Annotated in this window: 16 protein-coding genes; 6 read left to right on the top strand and 10 right to left on the bottom strand. The window is 60.4% G+C overall.

Annotation, left to right across the window (positions count from 1 at the left end; all coding sequences use genetic code 11):
• Positions 1 to 5 precede the first annotated feature (5 nt).
• Positions 6 to 578: a TetR/AcrR family transcriptional regulator gene (locus FIV03_RS00855; protein WP_158514211.1), complete on the top strand. Its 573-nt coding sequence runs from the start codon at positions 6 to 8 to the stop codon at positions 576 to 578.
• 28 nt (positions 579 to 606) lie between these two features.
• Here FIV03_RS00855 and FIV03_RS00850 read toward each other — a convergent pair whose 3' ends face one another.
• Positions 607 to 1482 (bottom strand): TIGR01459 family HAD-type hydrolase, encoded by an 876-nt coding sequence (locus tag FIV03_RS00850; protein ID WP_152508351.1) that lies wholly within the window; start codon positions 1480 to 1482, stop codon positions 607 to 609.
• Positions 1483 to 1596: 114 nt separating this feature from the next.
• Between FIV03_RS00850 and mutL the strand changes: the two genes are divergently transcribed.
• Together mutL and FIV03_RS00840 are read left to right on the top strand one after the other, a co-directional pair.
• Positions 1597 to 3489 (top strand): DNA mismatch repair endonuclease MutL, encoded by a 1893-nt coding sequence (gene mutL, locus FIV03_RS00845; RefSeq protein ID WP_152508350.1) that lies wholly within the window; start codon positions 1597 to 1599, stop codon positions 3487 to 3489.
• A 63-nt stretch (positions 3490 to 3552) separates the two neighbouring features.
• Positions 3553 to 4431 (top strand): alpha/beta hydrolase, encoded by an 879-nt coding sequence (locus FIV03_RS00840; protein WP_209009820.1) that lies wholly within the window; start codon positions 3553 to 3555, stop codon positions 4429 to 4431.
• A 77-nt stretch (positions 4432 to 4508) separates the two neighbouring features.
• Here FIV03_RS00840 and FIV03_RS00835 read toward each other — a convergent pair whose 3' ends face one another.
• On the bottom strand, positions 4509 to 5693 hold the full coding sequence (locus tag FIV03_RS00835; protein ID WP_152508349.1) for a porin: 1185 nt from the start codon (positions 5691 to 5693) through the stop codon (positions 4509 to 4511).
• Positions 5694 to 5855: 162 nt separating this feature from the next.
• Positions 5856 to 6284, bottom strand: a complete 429-nt coding sequence (locus FIV03_RS00830; protein WP_152508348.1) for a nucleoside deaminase — start codon at positions 6282 to 6284, stop codon at positions 5856 to 5858.
• 251 nt (positions 6285 to 6535) lie between these two features.
• On the opposite strand from FIV03_RS00830, the gene FIV03_RS00825 reads away from it, so the two are divergent.
• Together FIV03_RS00825 and rsmD are read left to right on the top strand one after the other, a co-directional pair.
• Positions 6536 to 7954, top strand: a complete 1419-nt coding sequence (locus FIV03_RS00825; protein WP_209009819.1) for a pseudouridine synthase — start codon at positions 6536 to 6538, stop codon at positions 7952 to 7954.
• Positions 7951 to 8508 carry a 16S rRNA (guanine(966)-N(2))-methyltransferase RsmD gene (gene rsmD, locus FIV03_RS00820; RefSeq protein ID WP_152508347.1) on the top strand — a complete coding sequence of 186 codons (558 nt, stop codon included), beginning with the start codon at positions 7951 to 7953 and terminating at the stop codon, positions 8506 to 8508. Before FIV03_RS00825 ends, rsmD begins: the two co-directional genes overlap by 4 nt.
• Positions 8509 to 8565: 57 nt before the next feature.
• Here rsmD and FIV03_RS00815 read toward each other — a convergent pair whose 3' ends face one another.
• The 6 genes from FIV03_RS00815 to purD all read right to left on the bottom strand — a co-directional run bounded on the left by FIV03_RS00815 (position 8566) and on the right by purD (position 16952).
• Complete coding sequence (locus FIV03_RS00815) at positions 8566 to 9375, bottom strand: MBL fold metallo-hydrolase (protein WP_209009818.1); 810 nt, start codon at positions 9373 to 9375, stop codon at positions 8566 to 8568.
• 268 nt (positions 9376 to 9643) lie between these two features.
• Entirely contained in the window at positions 9644 to 9988 is a 345-nt protein-coding gene (locus tag FIV03_RS00810; RefSeq protein WP_023002044.1) for a hypothetical protein, read from the bottom strand.
• A gap of 115 nt (positions 9989 to 10103) precedes the next feature.
• Positions 10104 to 10952, bottom strand: a complete 849-nt coding sequence (locus FIV03_RS00805; protein WP_152508346.1) for a patatin-like phospholipase family protein — start codon at positions 10950 to 10952, stop codon at positions 10104 to 10106.
• A gap of 123 nt (positions 10953 to 11075) precedes the next feature.
• Positions 11076 to 14225, bottom strand: a complete 3150-nt coding sequence (locus FIV03_RS00800) for an EAL domain-containing protein (protein ID WP_152508345.1) — start codon at positions 14223 to 14225, stop codon at positions 11076 to 11078.
• Between the two features lie 427 nt (positions 14226 to 14652).
• Entirely contained in the window at positions 14653 to 15570 is a 918-nt protein-coding gene (locus FIV03_RS00795; RefSeq protein ID WP_152508344.1) for an alpha/beta hydrolase, read from the bottom strand.
• 110 nt (positions 15571 to 15680) lie between these two features.
• Positions 15681 to 16952: a phosphoribosylamine--glycine ligase gene (gene purD / locus FIV03_RS00790; protein ID WP_075282253.1), complete on the bottom strand. Its 1272-nt coding sequence runs from the start codon at positions 16950 to 16952 to the stop codon at positions 15681 to 15683.
• Positions 16953 to 17320: 368 nt separating this feature from the next.
• On the opposite strand from purD, the gene ubiA reads away from it, so the two are divergent.
• A complete protein-coding gene (gene ubiA / locus FIV03_RS00785) occupies positions 17321 to 18277 on the top strand; it encodes a 4-hydroxybenzoate octaprenyltransferase (protein WP_152508343.1) in 957 nt (318 codons plus the stop codon).
• A 52-nt stretch (positions 18278 to 18329) separates the two neighbouring features.
• Here the strand turns inward: ubiA and FIV03_RS00780 are convergent, their stop codons facing one another.
• On the bottom strand, positions 18330 to 18893 hold the full coding sequence (locus FIV03_RS00780; protein WP_152511766.1) for a DUF6101 family protein: 564 nt from the start codon (positions 18891 to 18893) through the stop codon (positions 18330 to 18332).
• Between the last annotated feature and the right edge of the window lie 131 nt (positions 18894 to 19024).

Genomic DNA, 19024 nt, shown 5'->3' with positions numbered 1-19024 from the left:
GCCAAGTGCCTAGAAATGTAGATGTTTCAGAAATCTATTCCGCAACCGTCGCACTGTTTTGCGAGCGCGGGTTCAGCGGAACCACGACCAAGGAAATAGCGGACAGGGCAGGGGTGAACGAAGTCACGCTGTTTCGCCGTTTCGGGTCGAAGGCAGGTTTGATCGAGGCCGCCATCGGCGACACGCTATCCGATGTCTCGTTCGGCAAGATGTTGCCGGGGGAAGACGTAAAGGCCGATCTTCTGGAAATCGTGCGCAATTATCTGGAGACCTATCGCAAGCACAGCGGGCTTGCCCTGACGCTGTTTGCGCAGGTGCCCCAGCATCCTGAACTGCGGGCGGTGACACCCTTTCTGCTGAAAAACCTGCAGGGCGTTGCCCGCACACTGGCAAAGCATCAGAGCAGCGGGCGGCTAAAGCCGGGCGATCCGGTCAGCTTCGCCGTTGCGCTCATCGCGCCGCTGGCCGTCATGGGCTTCATGAAGGAGATGGGTCTGGGGACAGGTCACGAAGGTCTGGACGTGGAAAATTACGTCCAGACCTATTTGCAGGGGCATGGCCCCGATACGGGACGTTAAATGAGCCCGCTAGCAATACTGCGCGCGCTTACCACCAAAGACGCGGCAGGGCAGCACGAGCGCGCAGGCCTTCTTCGGCCAGACGGCGGCGGATCAGATGTTCGTCCGGCGCGTCGCTCGGACCGAAGTCGGAGGCATGGATGCCGGCGGTGATGAACAGAACGTCGAGATCCTGAGACACCGCACCGCGGATATCGGTCGGCAGACCGTCGCCGATGGCCAGGACGTCTTCCTTGGCGACGTCTTCACCCGCCAGCGTCGCGAGGCGCTTCATTGCCGCGTCGTAGATGGGGGCATGCGGTTTGCCGAGAATGGCCACTTCGCCGCCGAGATCTTCATAAAGACGGGCAAGGGCGCCGGCGCACCAGATCAGGCGCTCGCCGCGCTCCACCACGATGTCGGGGTTGGCGCAGATCATCGGCAGGCCGCGTTCGGCCAGCTTCTGCAGCCGGTCGCGGTAATCGTCAGGCGTTTCGACCTCGTCGTCTTCCAGCCCGGTGCAGCTGATGCCTTCCGCTTCCTCGTCATTGGTGGTGAAGGTGGCTTCAAGGCCGTGATACAGCGGCTGGTCCCGGTGCGGACCGATGTGCAGGAGCGTCTTTTTGCCCTGAGCCACAAGGATCTCGCGGGTCACGTCGCCGGAGGTGACGATGTCGTCGTAGGTTCCCACCGGCACGCCAAGAGCGGCCAGCATTTCACCAACCTGCTTTGCAGGGCGCGGGGCATTGGTGATGAGGACCACCTTGCCGCCGGCTTCCTCGCGAAAGGCCTTGAGGGCTTTGTGTGCGCCTTCAAAAGCCGATACACCGTTGTGCAGCACGCCCCACACGTCACACAGGATGCCCTTGTAGGACGGGGCGAGGGTGCGGAGCCCCTCAACAAGAAGCGGTGCAGAAACTGTCATGGCGGGTCACTCGGATCTGGGTAGGTCTGATAAGCTTTGCTGAAGAATCGACGCAAACTCGGCGCGGACCATATAGGAACATGGCGCGGTGCGAAACCGAGTAGAGGGAGTTTCATGAAGGTCAGGCAACTTGGCGAACAGGTGATCAACCAGATTGCGGCCGGCGAGGTCATCGAAAGACCCGCGAGCGTGATCAAGGAGTTGGTGGAAAACGCCGTCGACGCCGGGGCAAAACAGGTCGAGATCGTTACCGCCGCCGGTGGCAAGACGCTCATGCGCGTTGCTGACGACGGCGAGGGCATGCACCAGGAGGATCTGCAACTGGCAATCCGCCGGCACTGCACCTCCAAGATTTCCGACGACGACCTGTTCGACATCCGCACGCTCGGCTTTCGCGGTGAAGCGCTGCCGTCCATCGGCTCCGTCGCCCGGCTGGCGATCCAGACCCGTCACAAGGACGAGGACCACGCCTGGGCCATCGCCGTCGAGGGCGGCAGGGAGCAGCCGCTTGTGCCCGCAGCCCGTACAAAAGGCACCCAGGTAGAGGTGCGTGACCTTTTCTTCGCGACACCTGCCCGGCTGAAATTCCTGAAATCGGATCGTGCGGAAGCGGCCGCCATCACCGAAATCGTCAAACGGATCGCGCTCGCCTATCCGGAGATCGGCTTTTCCCTCGGCGGCGCCGACCGGCAGTCGCAGAGCTGGCCAGCAGCACGCGGCAGTGAACCGCATCTTGCTCGGATCGCGCAGATTCTCGGCCAGGATTTTGTCGACAACGCCATGGAAATCGACGCTGCCCGGGAAGGCGTGCGTCTCACCGGTTTTGCAGGCTTGCCGACACACCACCGTGGCAATGCGCAGAACCAGTTCTTCTTCGTCAACGGCCGCCCGGTGAAGGACAAGCTGCTGCTATCCGGATTGCGCGGAGCCTATGCCGATGTGCTGGCCCGTGACCGTCATCCGGTCGTGGTCCTGTTCATCGATCTCGATCCGGCATTGGTCGATGTCAATGTGCACCCGGCCAAGGCCGATGTGCGCTTCCGGGACAGCCAGCTTGTGCGCGGGCTTCTGGTGGGTGCCATCAAGCATGCACTGGTCCAGTCCGGACACCGGTCATCGACCTCGAACGCGGCCGTTGCACTGGACGCCATCAGGGCACAGTCGGCGGGGTTCTCTCAACCGGGTCACACACCGACTTCTCCGGCACGTTCCGGGGGATATGGCGGTGGTTCCTACACACGCACGTCTGCCGCGCCCCAGTGGGCGCCGGAAGCTTTTCGCCCGCCCCAGATGGAGGAGGCGTCTGCAGCAGGCTTTGCCGAAGCAGCACAGCCGGCCTTTGAACGGCAGAACGGCTTTGCCGACTTTGCCAGACCGTCGGCGGATGCCCGCGCGAATGACGTCCCGGTCGAAGCCGAAAAGACCCGCCTTCCGCTGGGTGCCGCCCGTGCGCAGGTTCACGAGACCTATATCATCGCCCAGACCGAGGACGGTGTCGTCATCGTTGACCAGCACGCCGCGCACGAGCGCCTTGTTTACGAACGTCTGAAGGAAGCGCTGGCCAAGAAGGATGTCGCCCGCCAGATGCTGCTCATCCCCGAGATCGTCGAGTTGCCGGAAGAAGATGCAATCCGGCTGGCCGATCGCGCGGAAGATCTCGAAAAGGTCGGCCTGTCCCTGGAAGCCTTCGGCCCGGGCGCCATCGCCGTCAGGGAGACACCCGCAATCCTCGGCGACATGGATATCCAGGGCATGGTCCGGAACCTGGCCGACGAGCTTGCCGAATGGGACACTGCCGAAGGTCTCAAGGAAAAGCTGGACCATGTTGCCGCCACGATGGCCTGCCACGGTTCGGTGCGTGCAGGCAGGCGCATGCGTCCGGAAGAAATGGATGCGCTCTTGCGCGATATGGAAGCCACGCCGCTTTCCGGACAGTGCAATCACGGCCGGCCAACCTGGGTGGAGCTGAAACTCGGCGATATCGAGAAGCTGTTCGGCCGCAAATAACCCGGCAATCTGATCGACCTCCCGATGCGGATCGTAGACGTCGGAGCAATGGGAGACAGTCAGATGACACAAACCGGCTCCGGCAGCGCGGAACAGGCATTGAACAAGACCGGCAGACCTGGGCGCACGCTTTGGAAGGCAGTCTCGCGTGTGGCTGTCATTGCAGGCATCGCCTACGCCATGGCGGCCGGTTACATGTATTTCAACCAGCGCAGCTTCATCTTCGTTCCAACCGGAGAATTGAGTACGCCGGATGAAAAGGGGCTCTCAGGTGTCACCGTTGAAACAGCGGCGATGGCTGACGGTACAAAGGTGACCGTCTGGCACGCGCCACCTGCTGCTGAAGGCGCTCCCACGGTACTCTATTTTCACGGCAATTCAGCCAATGTCTCCTCCCGCTGGAAGCGGTTCAAGCAGATCCTGGACAGCGGTTTCGGTCTCTATGCGCCCAGCTACCGGGGATATGCCGGAAGTGAGGGGAGCCCGTCGGAAGAGGCGTTGATTTCGGACGGCCTTGAACATTTCGACCGGATGGCAGCTTCGGGCACGCCGGTCATCGTCCATGGAGAAAGTCTTGGCTCGGGTGTTGCCGCCGCAGTGGCGGCAGAGCGTCCGCAAACGGACCTTGTGGTGCTGGAAGCGCCCTATACGGCGCTGGTTGACATGGCCTGGGACAGGTATCCCTGGTTGCCGGTGGGCCTCATGATGAGCGACCCGATGGCGACACGGGATCGCGTCGGCAAGATCGCCGCGCCGGTCCTGATCGTGCATGGGACGGAAGACCGGGTCATCCCGGTCGAACACGGCAGGCGTCTTTATGAATTTGCGAAAGACCCCAGGCAGCTTGTGATCGTCCAAGGTGGCGGTCACAGCAATCTGTGGTCAAACGGGATGTGGGACTTCGTTCTCGCCGCCTGGGTGAAATGGCACGAAGGCTCTTGAACCATCTGCCGTGTTGCACCTGAAACAGAAAACCCCGGGCGAAGTGCCCGGGGTTTTCCTTTGCCAGGGTTACGGCATCAGAATGTGCGCTGCAGACGGAAGGTCCCGTAGAGCTCGTAGGTGTCGTTCAGGCCGGAGGAGCGGCTGTAGTCGACGTCACGATACTGGAATTCCGGGCCCATCAGGAAGCCGGAAACCGGTTCCCAGACCACGTTTGCGGTTGCGTCCCACTGGGTGAAGTCATAGGCGCTGGTGCCACCATCGACATCATGGTAGCCGCCTTCGACATTCACCTGAACGGTGTCGGTCACGCCGAGCGTCACGCCGCCGAAGATGTTCAGCGTCTTGGTGGTCTCGGTGCTGCTGCCATTCCAGACCGCATCGGTGATGCGGCTGTTCCAGCCCGTGGACCCGTATCCGCTGGCTCCATCGGTATAGACGGCCTGCAGGGAGACCGCTCCACCCTTGGCAAAGCCACCGAAGTTGACGGTCACGCCAGCACCGGCTGCCCAGCCGAGTTCGTCTTCCGCCCGGCCTGCAAGACCGTAGTAGGCAGCGCTCGGATAGACCTGGTGCAGGGCCCCCATGATCTGGGCCTGGCCCCAGCCCTGGTTGACCCCCAGTGCCGCGACGAAGTCCGGTGCGCGGGTGCCGCCATAGGTCTGGTTGGTGCCGTTGAACGCGATATTCTCTTCGCGTCCCGAACGATCTTCCAGTGCGACCGTTGCATTGAAGCCGTTGCCGAAGGCCATCGTATAGGCGACCTGATTCAGCTTGCGATCGGAATAGCTTTCGATCTGCGCGTTGAAGGCATATCCGGTGAAGAAGTCGAAGTTCGAGCCGTTGTGACCGGCCAGCAGGCCGCCCCACTGGATATAGGCCTTGTCCAGCGTGGTCGAAGTCGAGGCGTTTGTCAGCGTGATGTAGGATTCGATAAAGGCACGCAGCGTGCCGAATTCGGTCGCGGTACGTGCATCGAGGTAGAGATACCCGCGCGAACGCCACTGGTAACCGTCGGTGTCCCGGTCACCCCAGGCGTTTTCGGCCTCGCCGAAGTTGCGGACGCGGAATTCGGTCCGGACACGACCACCTACGCGCAGGCAGGTTTCGGTGCCGGGAATGTAATAGAAGCGCGCACCGTAGGCGTCACAGATCCGGACATAGTCGACAGGTTCCGGAGCCACTGGCAGGTCGGCCGAAAGAGCCGGACTTGCGGCCGCGAAGAAACCGGCAATTGCCCCGAGAACAACATTACGAGTCATTTGATACTCCGATGAAGTGCGGAAATACCCCCACGCACATTATGCCGTTCGTAGATGTCAGTTTCAGCCTCTCGCAGAGGTGAAATCAGCAGATGTGAGCGATTGGTTGATGTTGTTGCTTTTGAGCAACGGGCAATCCGGTCAATTTAACTTGAAAACCGTTTAGCGCTTTGCCTGAAAGAACGACCTGAGCAACTCCGCCGCGCGTGTCTCGCCTATGCCGGAATAGACTTCCGGTGCGTGATGACACGTCGGCTGGCAGAAAAAGCGCGTGCCATGATCGACCGCACCGCCCTTTTCATCTCCCGCGCCATAGTAAAGCCGGCGAACCCGCGCGAATGAGATTGCACCGGCACACATGGGACACGGTTCGAGCGTCACATAGAGATCGCAGTCCGGAAGGCGTTGTGAAGCTGCCCGTTCGCACGCGGAGCGGATCACGAGAATTTCTGCGTGAGCTGTCGGATCGTTGAGCTCCAGCGTCCGGTTCCCGTCTCGAGCGATCACGTCACCATCGCGAACGAGCACCGCACCGACCGGCACTTCACCGCGTGCCGCCGCTTTCTCGGCCTCTTCGAGCGCGAGATCCATGAACGATTTCTGATTGGCGGAAGTGGTAGGCATCGAGCAGGGTGAGTCGGAGCGTAAGTGTAGGGTTCAGCCTCGATTTGAGAGGCTGTCGGCTTTGTTCTGTTTACCCGTTATTATGCCGGTCGTCAGCCCCGGACAGGGCCTTCGCCGAGGCGTCAGGCCGCTGCCATGCATCCGGAGCACGGCGCCTCTGCGGTTTATGCAGAAAACAAGCGATTCCCGAAAGGCTCAAGCTCTGCTATGACGCGCGCATGACGACAAGAAAATTCTCTTCCGAGCGCCCGGGTCCCGCAAAAGGCCGGGGACGCGATAAACGTGCACCGGAAAAGCGCCGGCCCGCACCCAACGACAAATCGAAAGCCGGCCCCAAAAAGGGCGACTTCGAAAAACGGGCGCCGAGACCGGCGACTGCACCGCTGGCAGACGAAGCCAATGATCGTGGCGAACGCATTGCCAAGGTCATGGCGCGCGTCGGCCTGTGTTCTCGCCGAGAGGCGGAAGTGTGGATCGAAAACGGCCGGGTTGAGCTCAACGGCAAGCTGTTGACCACGCCAGCTGTAACAGTGACGGCAGACGACAAGGTACTGGTGGACGGGGAACCGTTGCCGATGCGCGAGCGCACCCGGCTCTGGCTCTACCACAAGCCACGGGGCCTGGTGACGACCAACAAGGATCCGGAAGGCCGTCCGACGGTGTTCCAGCGCTTGCCCGATGATCTGCCGCGCGTCCTGACCGTGGGCCGGCTCGACATCAACACAGAAGGCTTGCTGCTCCTGACCAATGACGGCGGCCTGGCGCGCGTTCTGGAATTGCCGGCCACCGGCTGGTTGCGCCGCTACCGCGTGCGCGCCTTCGGCAAGGTGACCCAGGCGGATCTCGACACCTTGAAGGACGGTATCGCGATCGAGGGCGTGCTCTACGGCGCGATCGAGGCGACGCTCGACAAGGAGCAGGGCAACAACGTCTGGATGACGGTCGGCCTGCGCGAAGGCAAGAACCGTGAGGTCAAGCGGGTTCTGGAACATCTCGGCCTTGCCGTGAACCGCCTGATCCGCCTGTCCTATGGCCCGTTCCAGCTGATGGATCTGCCGGAAGGTGACGTCCGTGAAATCCGGGGCCGCGTTTTGCGTGATCAGTTGGGCGATACGCTGGCCGAGGAAGCCGGTGCGGATTTTGACGCTCCGATCTTTCATGCCCCCAAGCCGGAAGCGGAAAAGAAGCCCGCAGGCGCCAAGCGTGGCGGTGGTCGGGATGGTGGCGGCCGGGAAGGTAGCGGCAGGGATGGCGGCAAGCGTGAAGCCAGCCAGGGGCGCTGGATGACCGCGCGCGAAGGCCGTAGTGAGACCGACCGCAAGCGGGCAGCCAAGACTGAACGCAACGAAAAGCGTGAAGACCGCAAGAAGACGTCCGGCCAGGGGCCGCGCAAGAATGCAGGGCCGCGTCAGGAAAAAGTAAAAGTCTCGCCGCGCTCCCGTTTCCGCCTGACGTCCGAACCGAAACCGCGCAAGGATTTCGGTGAAGAGCGTTTCACACCGCCGCCGCGCCGCATCTGGGGCGAGGAAGGCATGGTGGAAGACAAGCAGCAGGAACGCCGTTCCAGCCGTGACAAGGACGACCGGCGCGGACCTCCCAAAGGCGGCCGCCCGCCGCGCCGTGGGGACCGGTCTTGAGAATAGTCGCCGGGCGTTTCAAGGGCGCGGCTCTGGCCGCGCCGAAATCGCACGACACACGGCCGACCAGCGACCGATTGCGTGAAACCATTTTCAACATCCTGGCTCATGGCCTGGATGTTGATCTTGAAGATGCAAGGGTCCTGGATCTTTTTGCCGGCACCGGCGCGCTGGGCTTCGAGGCGATCAGCCGGGGCGCCCGCCATTGCACCTTCATCGAAGAAGGGACGGAAGCACGCGGCATCATTCGACGGAACATGGAGGCCCTGGGCCTCAATGGCGCTGCCAAGATATTCCGGCGTGATGCCACCCGCCTTGGCAGTGCAGGCACCATCGAGCCTTTCGATCTGCTGTTTGCCGACCCTCCCTATGACAAGAAGCTGGGTGAAAAGGCCCTTGCTTCGGCAGCGGGCGGAGACTGGCTTAAACAGGGCGCCTTGTGCGTGCTTGAAGAAAGATCCTCAGCTCACATCGATGTTCCCGAAGGCTTCGAGGAACTCGACCGCCGCCAGGCAGGCGATAGCCAGGTCGTGTTCCTGCGATATGGCGGCTGAAGTCTCTTTCGGCCCGCCATCAACCCTCTCGTCTCGCTATGGGATCTCCTTCACCCGTCAGGAACCACCCGGCATCATGATGTAGGCGGTTTTCCGCGTTGGCAGGCTGGAACGGCTGACGATCAGGGCCGGCGTTTCAGCCCGCAAGATGTCATACCCTGCCTCCTGTGCTCGCCCGACAAAGGCCTGAAGTGCTCCGGAAAAATGGAAGTGCATCGGCACGACCATCGCAGGGCCGATGCTTTCCAGAACGTCCATCAGGCTATCCAGCCGAAGCGTCGAGGAATTGTCTATGGCCGCAAATACGACGTCGATCTGACCGAGGCGGACGAGATCTTCCTGCGTAAGCCGGTGGTGCAGGTGGCCGAGATGCGCAATGCACATGTCCGCGACCTCGAAGATGAAGATCGAATTGCCGAGCCGGCGTTCTTCCCCGTCCCAACCGCGGATGTTGGTCTGGATATTGCGGATGCGGACATCGTCAACAGTGATGTCATGGTCCAGCGGGCCGCCCTTCGGATTCCAGCCGTACAGAAGATGTTCGATATTCGGATCCGGGTTGATGGAGTAATGCGTGCTGTGGGCCCCGTTCATCGTGGCTACATCCGGTGGCAGAAGCGGGCGGACACTGTCGTTGTAGTCGGTCGCGATCCGCACGCCCTTGGGCGTTTCAAGTTCAAAGGTGGAATGGCCGATGTACCGGATCTGGACTTCATTTGCCTGAAGCGACGCGCGCCAGATGCGCATTTCGTCCGGCCCGGGCGCTCGGTAGGGGGCGTCTGCAACCAGTTGACAGACCGCGAATGCGGGTCCTGCAACAACAGCTGTAACCAGAAGGCTGAGCAGCACCGGAACCAGCCGGAACAATCCGCCGGCCTTCTGTCGCCATCCGTGAATTGGGAAAAAGCACATCGCCATGTCAGTCCATCCCGAAAACCACACCTGAGCAAAATACTAGGGGGCAGACCGCCAACGGCAAGGCATGTCGAGGTGCGCGCTGCCCGTTTGCCTGAAACTTGAGACGTTTTGGAAGGGGATGCCAAAAGAAAAGGCAACCGGCCTGCGCTTGTAGCTGCAAAGGCGGTTGCCTGAGGTGGGGGCGGGTGGGAGGAAGAACCAGCCCCGGAATTGACTTTCAGACCACGTAAAGACTGACCGGCGGTTTCCCGGACTTTGCCGTCCGGTTGGCCGCGTCGCCTTCGCTCATGAACCCGGCGCTGCTTGCCTGGCGGTAGATAAGATCGCCCGCGTGCCCGGCCTCCATGACCAGCGCCTGCTGGCTGCAAAGCGAGGCCAGCGACAGGCCCAGACGGCGGAAATGCGCACGGCGATAGCAGTAGACGGCAAGTGCCGCGCGCTGCTGTTCCGGCAGCTGGCATCCGACATCAGTCACCGCGTTCAACGTTGCATCCAGCAACCGTTTCAGCAAATCGTCCGATACCGGACAGGCTTCCAAATCTGTTGATCCCGATGGCCGCATTGACCTTCTCCTAATAGATTCAGAAAAGTATTTAGGAGTAAGATTAATGATTTGTTAAACGCAAAGTCGGGTCCAATAAAAAGGAATTATACGGATAAATCTGCTGATGTTGCCATCAAGTAACTTCCATTGTTTCTTTTATCAGTTCCTCCAGTTTTTCCCTGGTAACTGTACGCAAGGATTCCGCCTTATCCAGTATGCTCTCGGCTTTCATGAAGTCCAGAACCCGGATGGAGTCATGGGGCGGGCTGACCAGGATATCCGGTTGATCTGATTTCAGTTTTTGCTTTGTGATGGTCTGCATCAGGATCTGGGAAGAGCCGAACAGGGAATCCAGCATGCTGATGTCATCCTTGTTGTCTCGCGGCACCGGCGCGCCAACGACATCAACGGCAATGATGATATCGCAACTCGCCCTGAGCCCGTCGAAAGGCAGTGGATTGACGACGCCGCCGTCGATCAGAAACCGGTCGCCATAGCGCACGGGCCTGAAAACCGCGGGAATCGCTATCGAGGCGGCCAGGGCAGGCAGCAAGGGGCCACTTTCAAAATCCACTTCCTCGCAGCGATAGAAGTCCGTCGCCAGCATACGCAGCGGGATGTCCAGCTCTTCGAACGTTTCGGACAGATAGTCCGAGACAAACACTTCCAGCACGCGAAGCGGGTCGAACTGCACCGGGCCGCCACGGAACACATCTGCAAACTTGCGTGGTCTCAACTGCCACAGGCGCGACAACACACTGTTGCGATCAGCAAAAATCTCCAGCGCAATGTCGCGGATTTCCTGGCCACTGCGACCACTGGCATAGGCCGCCCCCATCAGGGCACCGATGGACGTGCCGTTGATCCGGACAGGTTTTATGCCCAGGTCATCCAGCGCTTCCAGAACGGGGATGTGGGCGAGGCCGCGCGCACCGCCGCCGCCAAGGGCAAGACCGATTCTGGGGGAGGAGGTAGAGGGCATGGCGCGGGTCCGGCATTGAGAGCGTTACTCCCTGCACATGGGGGCTGACGCGCGCCTTGCCAACCTTGCAACTGCCTGCAACGACAGTTGCGAACAGGAAAACCCTCTTAGTGCCGGAAAAACTCAGATCACGAAGTATAGATCGTCCGCGGCTTCCGACATCCAGTCCGTTGCATGATCAAACGGCATCGGCCGGGCAATCAGGTAACCCTGGATCGAGAAATCGCCCATCATCCGAAGCCGGTCGTATTGCTCTTCGGTTTCAACGCCTTCGCAGACGATGCCGATGTTGAGCGATCGGGCCAGGTGGATGAGCTGGTTGACGATCACTTCCTTTTTCGGGTCCTGAAGCATCTGGCGCGTGAAGGAGCGGTCGATCTTCAGCCCGTTTATTGGCAAGTCCGAGACATGGGAGAGGGACGCATAGCCGGTGCCGAAATCATCCAGCTCGATATGAACGCCCAGCTCGAAGAGTTGCCGTAGCGCAGCCAGGTGACCTGACCGGTTGTCGTTCAGGAACACCGATTCCAGAACTTCGGCGGTGATCCGCTCCGGCCCGACATTGTGCTTTTCCATCGCGGCCTTGAAGTGCTCGAGCAGCAACCCGGACGACAGGTGCGATGGCGAGATGTTCACGGAGATGCGGCCAAAATCGAGGCCCTGGTCGATCCAGTGCCGGGCAGCGGCAAAAGCCTTGTCGATGACAATCTCACCCAGGATCGGCGCCAGACCGGATTTTTCGACGACCGGCAGAAAGTCTCCGGGCGAAACCGTGCCGCGTTCGGGGTGTCGCCAGCGTACCAGCGCTTCGATGCCGGTGACGGCCTGAGTGCGCAGGTTGACCTGCGGCTGGAACACGAGGAAGAACTGGTCGTTCTTGACCGCGTCCTTCAGTTCCAGCTCGATCTGTGCTTCCGTTTCACTGTCTGTGCGCATATCCGGACGGAAGAAAGTATACCGATCCTTACCGTTTTCCTTGGACTGGTAAAGCGCGAGATCGGCATTGACCAGAAGCGTGTCGAAGTTGTCACTGTCCTCCGGGCAAAGAGCCAGTCCCATGCTGACGGTCGGCCAGAACCTGTTGCCGTTGAACTCCATCGGCATCCGCATGATCCGGCGCGCCCGTTCGCACAACTCGTTGGGATCCGACGTTCCGCTTTCCGCCAGAATGACGAACTCGTCGCCTCCCCAGCGATAGGCCGTGCCCAGCCCACGGCAGACTTCGCGCAGCCGGCGGCCCGTCTCTTCCAGGCAATGATCGCCGGCAAGATGGCCGAGCGTATCGTTGACCCGCTTGAATCCGTCCATATCGACGTGAACCAGGAACGCCGGCTTCTCGCTCCGGGCGAAACGCTCCTTGGCGTCGCGCTGGCAGCCGGCGCGGTTGGACAGTTTGGTCAGGGGGTCGAAATAGGCCAGGCGCTCTGCCCGGACCTTGGCTTCGCGGGTTTCGTTTTCCCGCTGAACCCGTTCGGAAACATCATTGGCAATGGCCACGAACAGATCGCGGTCCTGATCGCGGAGAAGCTGTACCCTGAGATCGACAGGATATTCGGTGCCGTCCTTGCGCCGGTGAACGCTTTCGACCGACAGGTTGTCCCTATGTCCTTTCAGGAGGGGCGCGACGTGGCGCCGGACCGTGTTCGGGTCGTAAACGGGATCGATATCGCCGATCTTCTGGGATTTCAGCTCTTCGATCGTGTAGCCGAGATTGGCCAGGGCACAGCGGTTGGCATATTCGATCTGGAAAGTTTCCGCGTCGAGGATGTAGATCTCGTTGAGCGAGGATTCCAGAATGTTGGCCAGTAGATGGTTCCTGCGTTCTGCCAGGCACCGGTCGGTGATGTCGTGAACGGTGCCGATCACCTTGGATGCCTTGCCGTCCCGACCGGCAAGCACATACCCGCGAACGTGCAGGTACTGGATGGTGCCGTCGTCATGTACCAGCGGGTGTTCGGTGTCGAATTCACCGCAGGATTTCACCGCTGCGTTGACCGCGTCCAGGGTTTTCTTCCGGTCGTCACCGGGAATACGATCAAAGAGATAGGCCTGGATCTCGTTTGCCGGAAGATCCGGCGGGATCTTCATGACCCGGTAGTATTCTTCCGAGCCCAGGATTTCGTTTGAAGCGATATCGCGTTCCCAGCTGCCCACATGCGCAATCCGCTGGGCTTCGATGAGTTGAAGCGTGCTGCTTTCCAGCTTCAGGGTATTGTCCAGAACTTCTGCCTCAAGGCGCGAACGGGTCAGCTGCACGGAGGACTGAAGGCGGGACAGGAGACGGAAGACCACCGTCCAGGCGAGCAGCGCCAGACCGATGCCTGCCATCAGTGACAGCAATGTTCCCTTGGCAAAGTCCCAGATGTTGGCCGTGATGTCCTTTACCAGCAGAAGCTTCACGTCGTTGTTCGGGGTTGCGACCATAATTGGCAGATCGCGAACCATGAACACCTTGCTGTTCTGGAGGAAGAAGCTGTTGAAGCCGGCGAAGTGGCCGTTGGAGGCGATCTTGCTGAAGTCGAAGCCGGTCGGCGTCAGATTGCCCAGCACCTTGTAGTGAACCGTGCTGGAATCACCTGCTTCAGTGACTTCACAGGCCTTGACGATCTGGGCATTTACCGCGGAACTGGCCAGCGCGAGCGATTGTTCGATGTTGATCGCGAGCTTCAGATACCCGATCCGGGTTCCCTCAACGAGCCAGGGTTTCAGCACGCTGACGATGAACTCGTTGTTCCGGCCGAGTTCGATAGCATCGACTTCGCGAAAACGGTTGGAATTCAGTTCGGTCTCGAAGCTGGCGGAATCCTGTGCCGGGGTGGCATTGCTTTGCGCGCGGTAGACGATCTGCTGGTCGGCGGAATAGATGGTCAATTCCGCAATATTGAGATCGGCAGCTTTTCTTGCAAAGACCCTGTCGGCAACGGCCTTGATGTTGGCGGTGTCTTTCTTGCGGATGGCTGTCTGCAGATCCGTGTCGGCGCTGACGACACTGACTGCCTGGTCGAGCGTTTGTTCGCCCAACGCCCGTTGATGCATCAAAAGACGTTCAGTCGTCCGGACGATCAGGTCCTGCGGCTCGCTCAGCGTACGATATTCCGTCACCACGTTCTGGAGCGTCAGGACGGCAACTGTCAGGCAGAGAAACGACAGAAAAACGACGCGAAGGGGTTTTTCGAAACGGGTTTCGTCCTTGCACCACCGCGCCAGGATCTGGTCAAGAATGGCGCTTGGACTTCGCCCGCGCGCCTGCGTGCGCGATTTCTCGTCGCGCAAGTCCTTGTCTTGCCAAAACTCTTGCTTGCCCACGCGTTGCACCCGTTCCCCCGAGCAGCCGTAGCTCCTCTTTGATCGGCAAGGACAGTCCACTTTTTGTTATGGTCACCGGGCACGGCGAAGTTATGCAAACCATCACTGCCAATTTTCTCAATAGGCTGTATTGGTTAAATTGTATTGAATGTGTTCCTTAAGGCTTATTAAGAATAGAATTCCTCCGAGAGGAAATCTTCCAGTCTCAAGATCAAATGTATTTGCGCTGAGCCTGATGATTGGCGGTGCAGCAAAATAGTTTGATCTAAATCATACGATCTCCTTTGGACGTCACCAGTTGAGGTGATATCGCCGCCCAAGCGTCTGTGTTTGACCCAGCCGATTGACGGGAGACAGTCTCAGCTTGGCAAGCAAGTCGGTTGGCGCGGTGCCGTCAACTGCCTGATGCGCTTGCGAAGAACTCGAGGAGGGCAGCGACCGTCTCTTCCGGGGCTTCTTCGGGCAGGAAGTGCCCACCGGGAAGCGCGGCGCCGACAGCGGTCCTTGACCAGCCCCGCCAGACTTCAAGCGGATCGTCCACGCTGGTGGCGATACCTTTGCTTCCCCAAAGTGCAAGAAGGGGAACAAGAATCTTTCTTCCCGCATCCAGATCCGCCCGGTCGTGGTCGTAGTCGATCGTTGCACCTGCGCGGTAGTCCTCGCAGGTTGCCGATACCCGGTCTGGTTCGCAAAACCAGTCACGGTTATGCGCCATGGCTTCCTTGGAAAAGCACGACAGGTTCTTGGCTGCAGTCCAGCTGGCCAGCGTGTGATCGAGAAATCGTATCGGTGCGGCAGAAATTGTCTTTTCCGGGAAAGGCGCAGCCTGGGCCAGAAACATCCAGTGATAGATCTTGAGGCCGAACAGCCTGTCCATCCGGTCCCAGTAGTCACATGTCGGCAGGATGTCGAGAACGGCGACTTTCTGAAGGGCCTGCGGGTGATCGAGGGCAAGGCGGTAAGCCACTCGGCCGCCACGGTCATGGCCGGCCAGAAAGAACGTCGAGTGGCCGAGCACCTTCATGAGCTCGACCATGGCCGAGGCCATGCTTCGTTTGGAATAGGTCGCGTGATCGTCTGATAGCGGCGGTACGGACGAACGGCCATATCCCGGCAGGTCAGGCAGGACGAGCGTGAAGTGTTCGGCAAGCTGCGGGGCCACCTTATGCCAGCAGACATGAGATTGCGGGTAGCCGTGCAGCAAAAGCAACGGTGGGCCGGACCCGCCGGTCCGGCAGAACAGCCGCACATCGTTGGCTTCGACAGTGATGCTGTCAAACCCCGGAAACAGATCCGGCAGGTCGTTTTTCACGTCTGTCTCCCAAGTCCGCACCGGGGAGAAGATTACCTTTGCTTTCAAGCGCCTGCCAAGTCCCGGAAACCGGAAATGCTACGATTGCCGGTTTTTCGCTTGGCTCGGCCTCAGCTTTCCCGGGCGATGGCCCGCCAGCCGATGTCGGTTCGGCAAAAACCTTCCGGCCAGTCGATGTCGCGGATCCGCTCGTAGGCCCGTTGCTGTGCCTCGCGAACGGTGGTGCCGACCGCCGTCACGTTCAAAACGCGTCCGCCATTTGCCAGGATCTGCGTGCCATCGCGTTTGGTGCCTGCGTGAAAGACGGCAACGTCATCCGTTGCCGGTGTATCGAGACCACGGATTTCCGTGCCCTTGTCGTAGCTGCCCGGGTAACCCTTGGCGGCCATGACCACCGTCAGTGCGGCTTCGTCGCGCCAGTCTGCCGTTGTCTGGTCCAGTCGGCCCTCGACACTGGCAAGCAGCAGCTCCAGCAGGTCGCTCTTGAGGCGCATCATCAGGACCTGGCATTCCGGATCACCGAAGCGGGTATTGTATTCGATCAGCTTCGGGCCGTTCTTGCCGATCATTAGACCCGCATAGAGGACGCCCTTGAAAGGGGTGCCACGTTTGGCCAGTGTCGCGATTGTCGGCTCGATGATGGTACGCATCACCTCGGCAATCAGTGCATCTGTCAGCACGGGAGCGGGCGAGTAAGCGCCCATGCCGCCGGTATTCGGGCCTTCGTCACCATCATAGGCGCGTTTGTGGTCCTGGGCGGTGGCAAGCGGCAGTGCGTTGGTGCCGTCGGACAACACGAAGAAGCTCGCTTCCTCGCCTTCCAGGAATTCCTCGATGACGACTTCCGCACCTGCGGCCCCAAACGAGCCTTCGAAACAGGCCGTTACCGCCTCTTCGGCGTCTTTCAGGGTCATGGCGACCACGACACCCTTGCCGGCTGCAAGCCCGTCCGCCTTCACGACAATCGGTGCACCTTTTTCCCGGACATAGGCGAGCGCGGCATCTGCCGTATCAAAGCGGCCGTATCCGGCGGTCGGAATATCTGCTTCGTCGCACACGCCCTTGGTGAAGGCCTTGGAGCCCTCCAGTTGGGCCGCTGCCCTGGACGGTCCGAAAGCCTTGATCCCGGCCGCTTCCAGATCATCGACAAGGCCCGCCACAAGCGGTGCCTCGGGGCCGACGACCACAAGATCGATGGCATGTTCGCGACAGAAACCGATGACTGCCTGATGATCCGCGGTGTCCAGATTGCAAAGCTCTGCCACCTCGGCAATGCCGGCATTGCCGGGCGCCGCATAGAGCTTGGTCAGCTTGGGAGATTTTGCCAGCGCCCAGGCGAGCGCGTGTTCGCGGCCGCCGGATCCGATCAGGAGAAGTTTCATAAACGGACAGTCTCTTCGTGAAGGTTGAAGCAAGAGGGCCGTCCCCTAACACGGAGGGCCGCATACCGCAATTGGCGGCGCATGCAACGGCGCATTTCTGCCGGTCACCGCCCAACTTGTGACGCGGCAGGAGAGGTGGTTTCCGCACCCAGGAAAAGGCCGGAACGCTTGCAAGCCAGGTGTGGCAAGCGCGAAGAGGAAACCGAAGGCTGACCGGGGTTTGGTCGTCAGAACATGGCACCGTGCCCAACTCTGAGTTTCACGATAGCGCCCCTGTGACCTCTTGCGGGATGAATTTCCTGCTGAAAATCGCTAAAAGAACCTGAGAAGGGCGGAAAGCAGGAGCGTTTCCGCCGGATAATCGAGAAATGGACGGATCGAAAGTGTTTTCCACGAACGACACGGGGCCGGTTGCAGATGCGGTCAAGCAGCACTGGGTGGACACGCGGCTGCCGGCTGGCCTGCGCCCCTATGCGCGCCTTGCCCGCTGGGAACGTCCGATCGGTTGGTGGCTGTTGCTGTGGCCCTGTTTCTGGTCGGCGGCATTGGCGGCGGTCGCCGGTGGCAAGGCCTGGCCGGACCCCTGGCACATGGTTCTGTTTTTCATCGGTGCGGTTGCCATGCGCGGTGCAGGCTGCACTTACAACGACCTTGTCGACGTCGACATCGATTCCAAGGTCGAGCGGACCCGCTCCCGGCCCATCCCGGCGGGGCAGGTGTCCAGACTTCAGGCAAAGATCTTTCTGGTGGTCCAGGCCTTCATCGGCCTTGCGGTGCTGCTGCAGTTCAACACCTACACGATCTGGCTGGGCATCGCCTCGCTGCTGCCGGTAGCGGTCTACCCGTTCATGAAGCGCATCACCAACTGGCCGCAGCTGTTTCTGGGGTTCGCCTTTTCCTGGGGCGCGCTCATGGGCTGGGCGGCCGCCTTTGGGTCCCTGTCCTGGTCACCGGTGTTTCTCTATATCGGCGGCATCTGCTGGACGATCGGCTACGACACGATCTATGCCCATCAGGACAAGGAGGACGATGCGCTTGTCGGTGTGAAGTCGACGGCCCGCCTCTTCGATGAGCACACCAAGCCGGCTCTCATCCTGCTCTACAGCTGCGCTACCGCGCTGTTCTTTCTCGCTGCGATCTTTGCGGATGCCGGTCCGGCCGCTTTTATCGGCATCCTGGCTGGCGTCATTCACCTGGGGTGGCAGATCGTCGTACTGGATATCGATGACGGCGATCAGTGCCTGCAACTGTTCCGATCCAACGGGACCTATGGCTGGATCCTGTTCTTCGGTTTCTTCGCCGATGCCCTTATCGGTGCGCTCTAACGAAAAAAGCCCCGCTCGGCGGGGCTTTTTTTGAAGACTTTCGTGTGCACGCTCAGGTGCGGGCGATGATCTCACGCTCATTGGCGTGGACAGTTGCCGAAGGTTCCTGCCGGCCGGGAAGACGGCGGTTCAGGAAGCGCGGACGGCGGCCGGTCAAAAGGCGCAGCTTGCGCCGGGGCGCAGGTTTTGAAGCCGGAACGGCGCTGTAGGCTTCGATCGGCTTTACCTTGCCGCCGAGGTCACACACCAGCATAGGCAGGTTGAACACCTGGGCCCACCGGCTCCACAGGACCGCAAGGTCGTCGGATTTCTCGGTTTCTGCCAGGGTGATCGACAGCGCGCTATCAGGATGTTTCAGGATCAGTGCCGCCACGATTTCGCCCGGCACCGCGCCCGGAACGATCCGGACCATGACACCATCGAAACCTTGAGCGGGCACAACCACCGTCACCGGAACACCGGCAACCCGCCGCTTGATGACCGCCCTGTCGCGATCCAGGAAAATTTCGGCTGGCAGGGAAGGGGTACCCGGCCGGTTTTCAAGGCGTTGCTCGAAGTGGGCCGGCAGGCAACCGGGATGCGGCATCGTTTGGGCGCCGCCCCCGGTTGCTACCATTTCCTGTATTTCTGTTTGACGTCTCAAATGACTCTCCACCGGACCTTTAGGTCGGACCATTTTTGGTCTCTCGATGCATTCAATCTACTGAAGAAAAGTCGTGAACCACTTAAGATACAGAGTTAAAAAAG

It is taken from the genome of Labrenzia sp. THAF187b, assembly GCF_009363375.1.
GTDB lineage: Bacteria > Pseudomonadota > Alphaproteobacteria > Rhizobiales > Stappiaceae > Roseibium > Roseibium algicola.
This window is presented reverse-complemented; position numbering and strand designations above follow the sequence as displayed.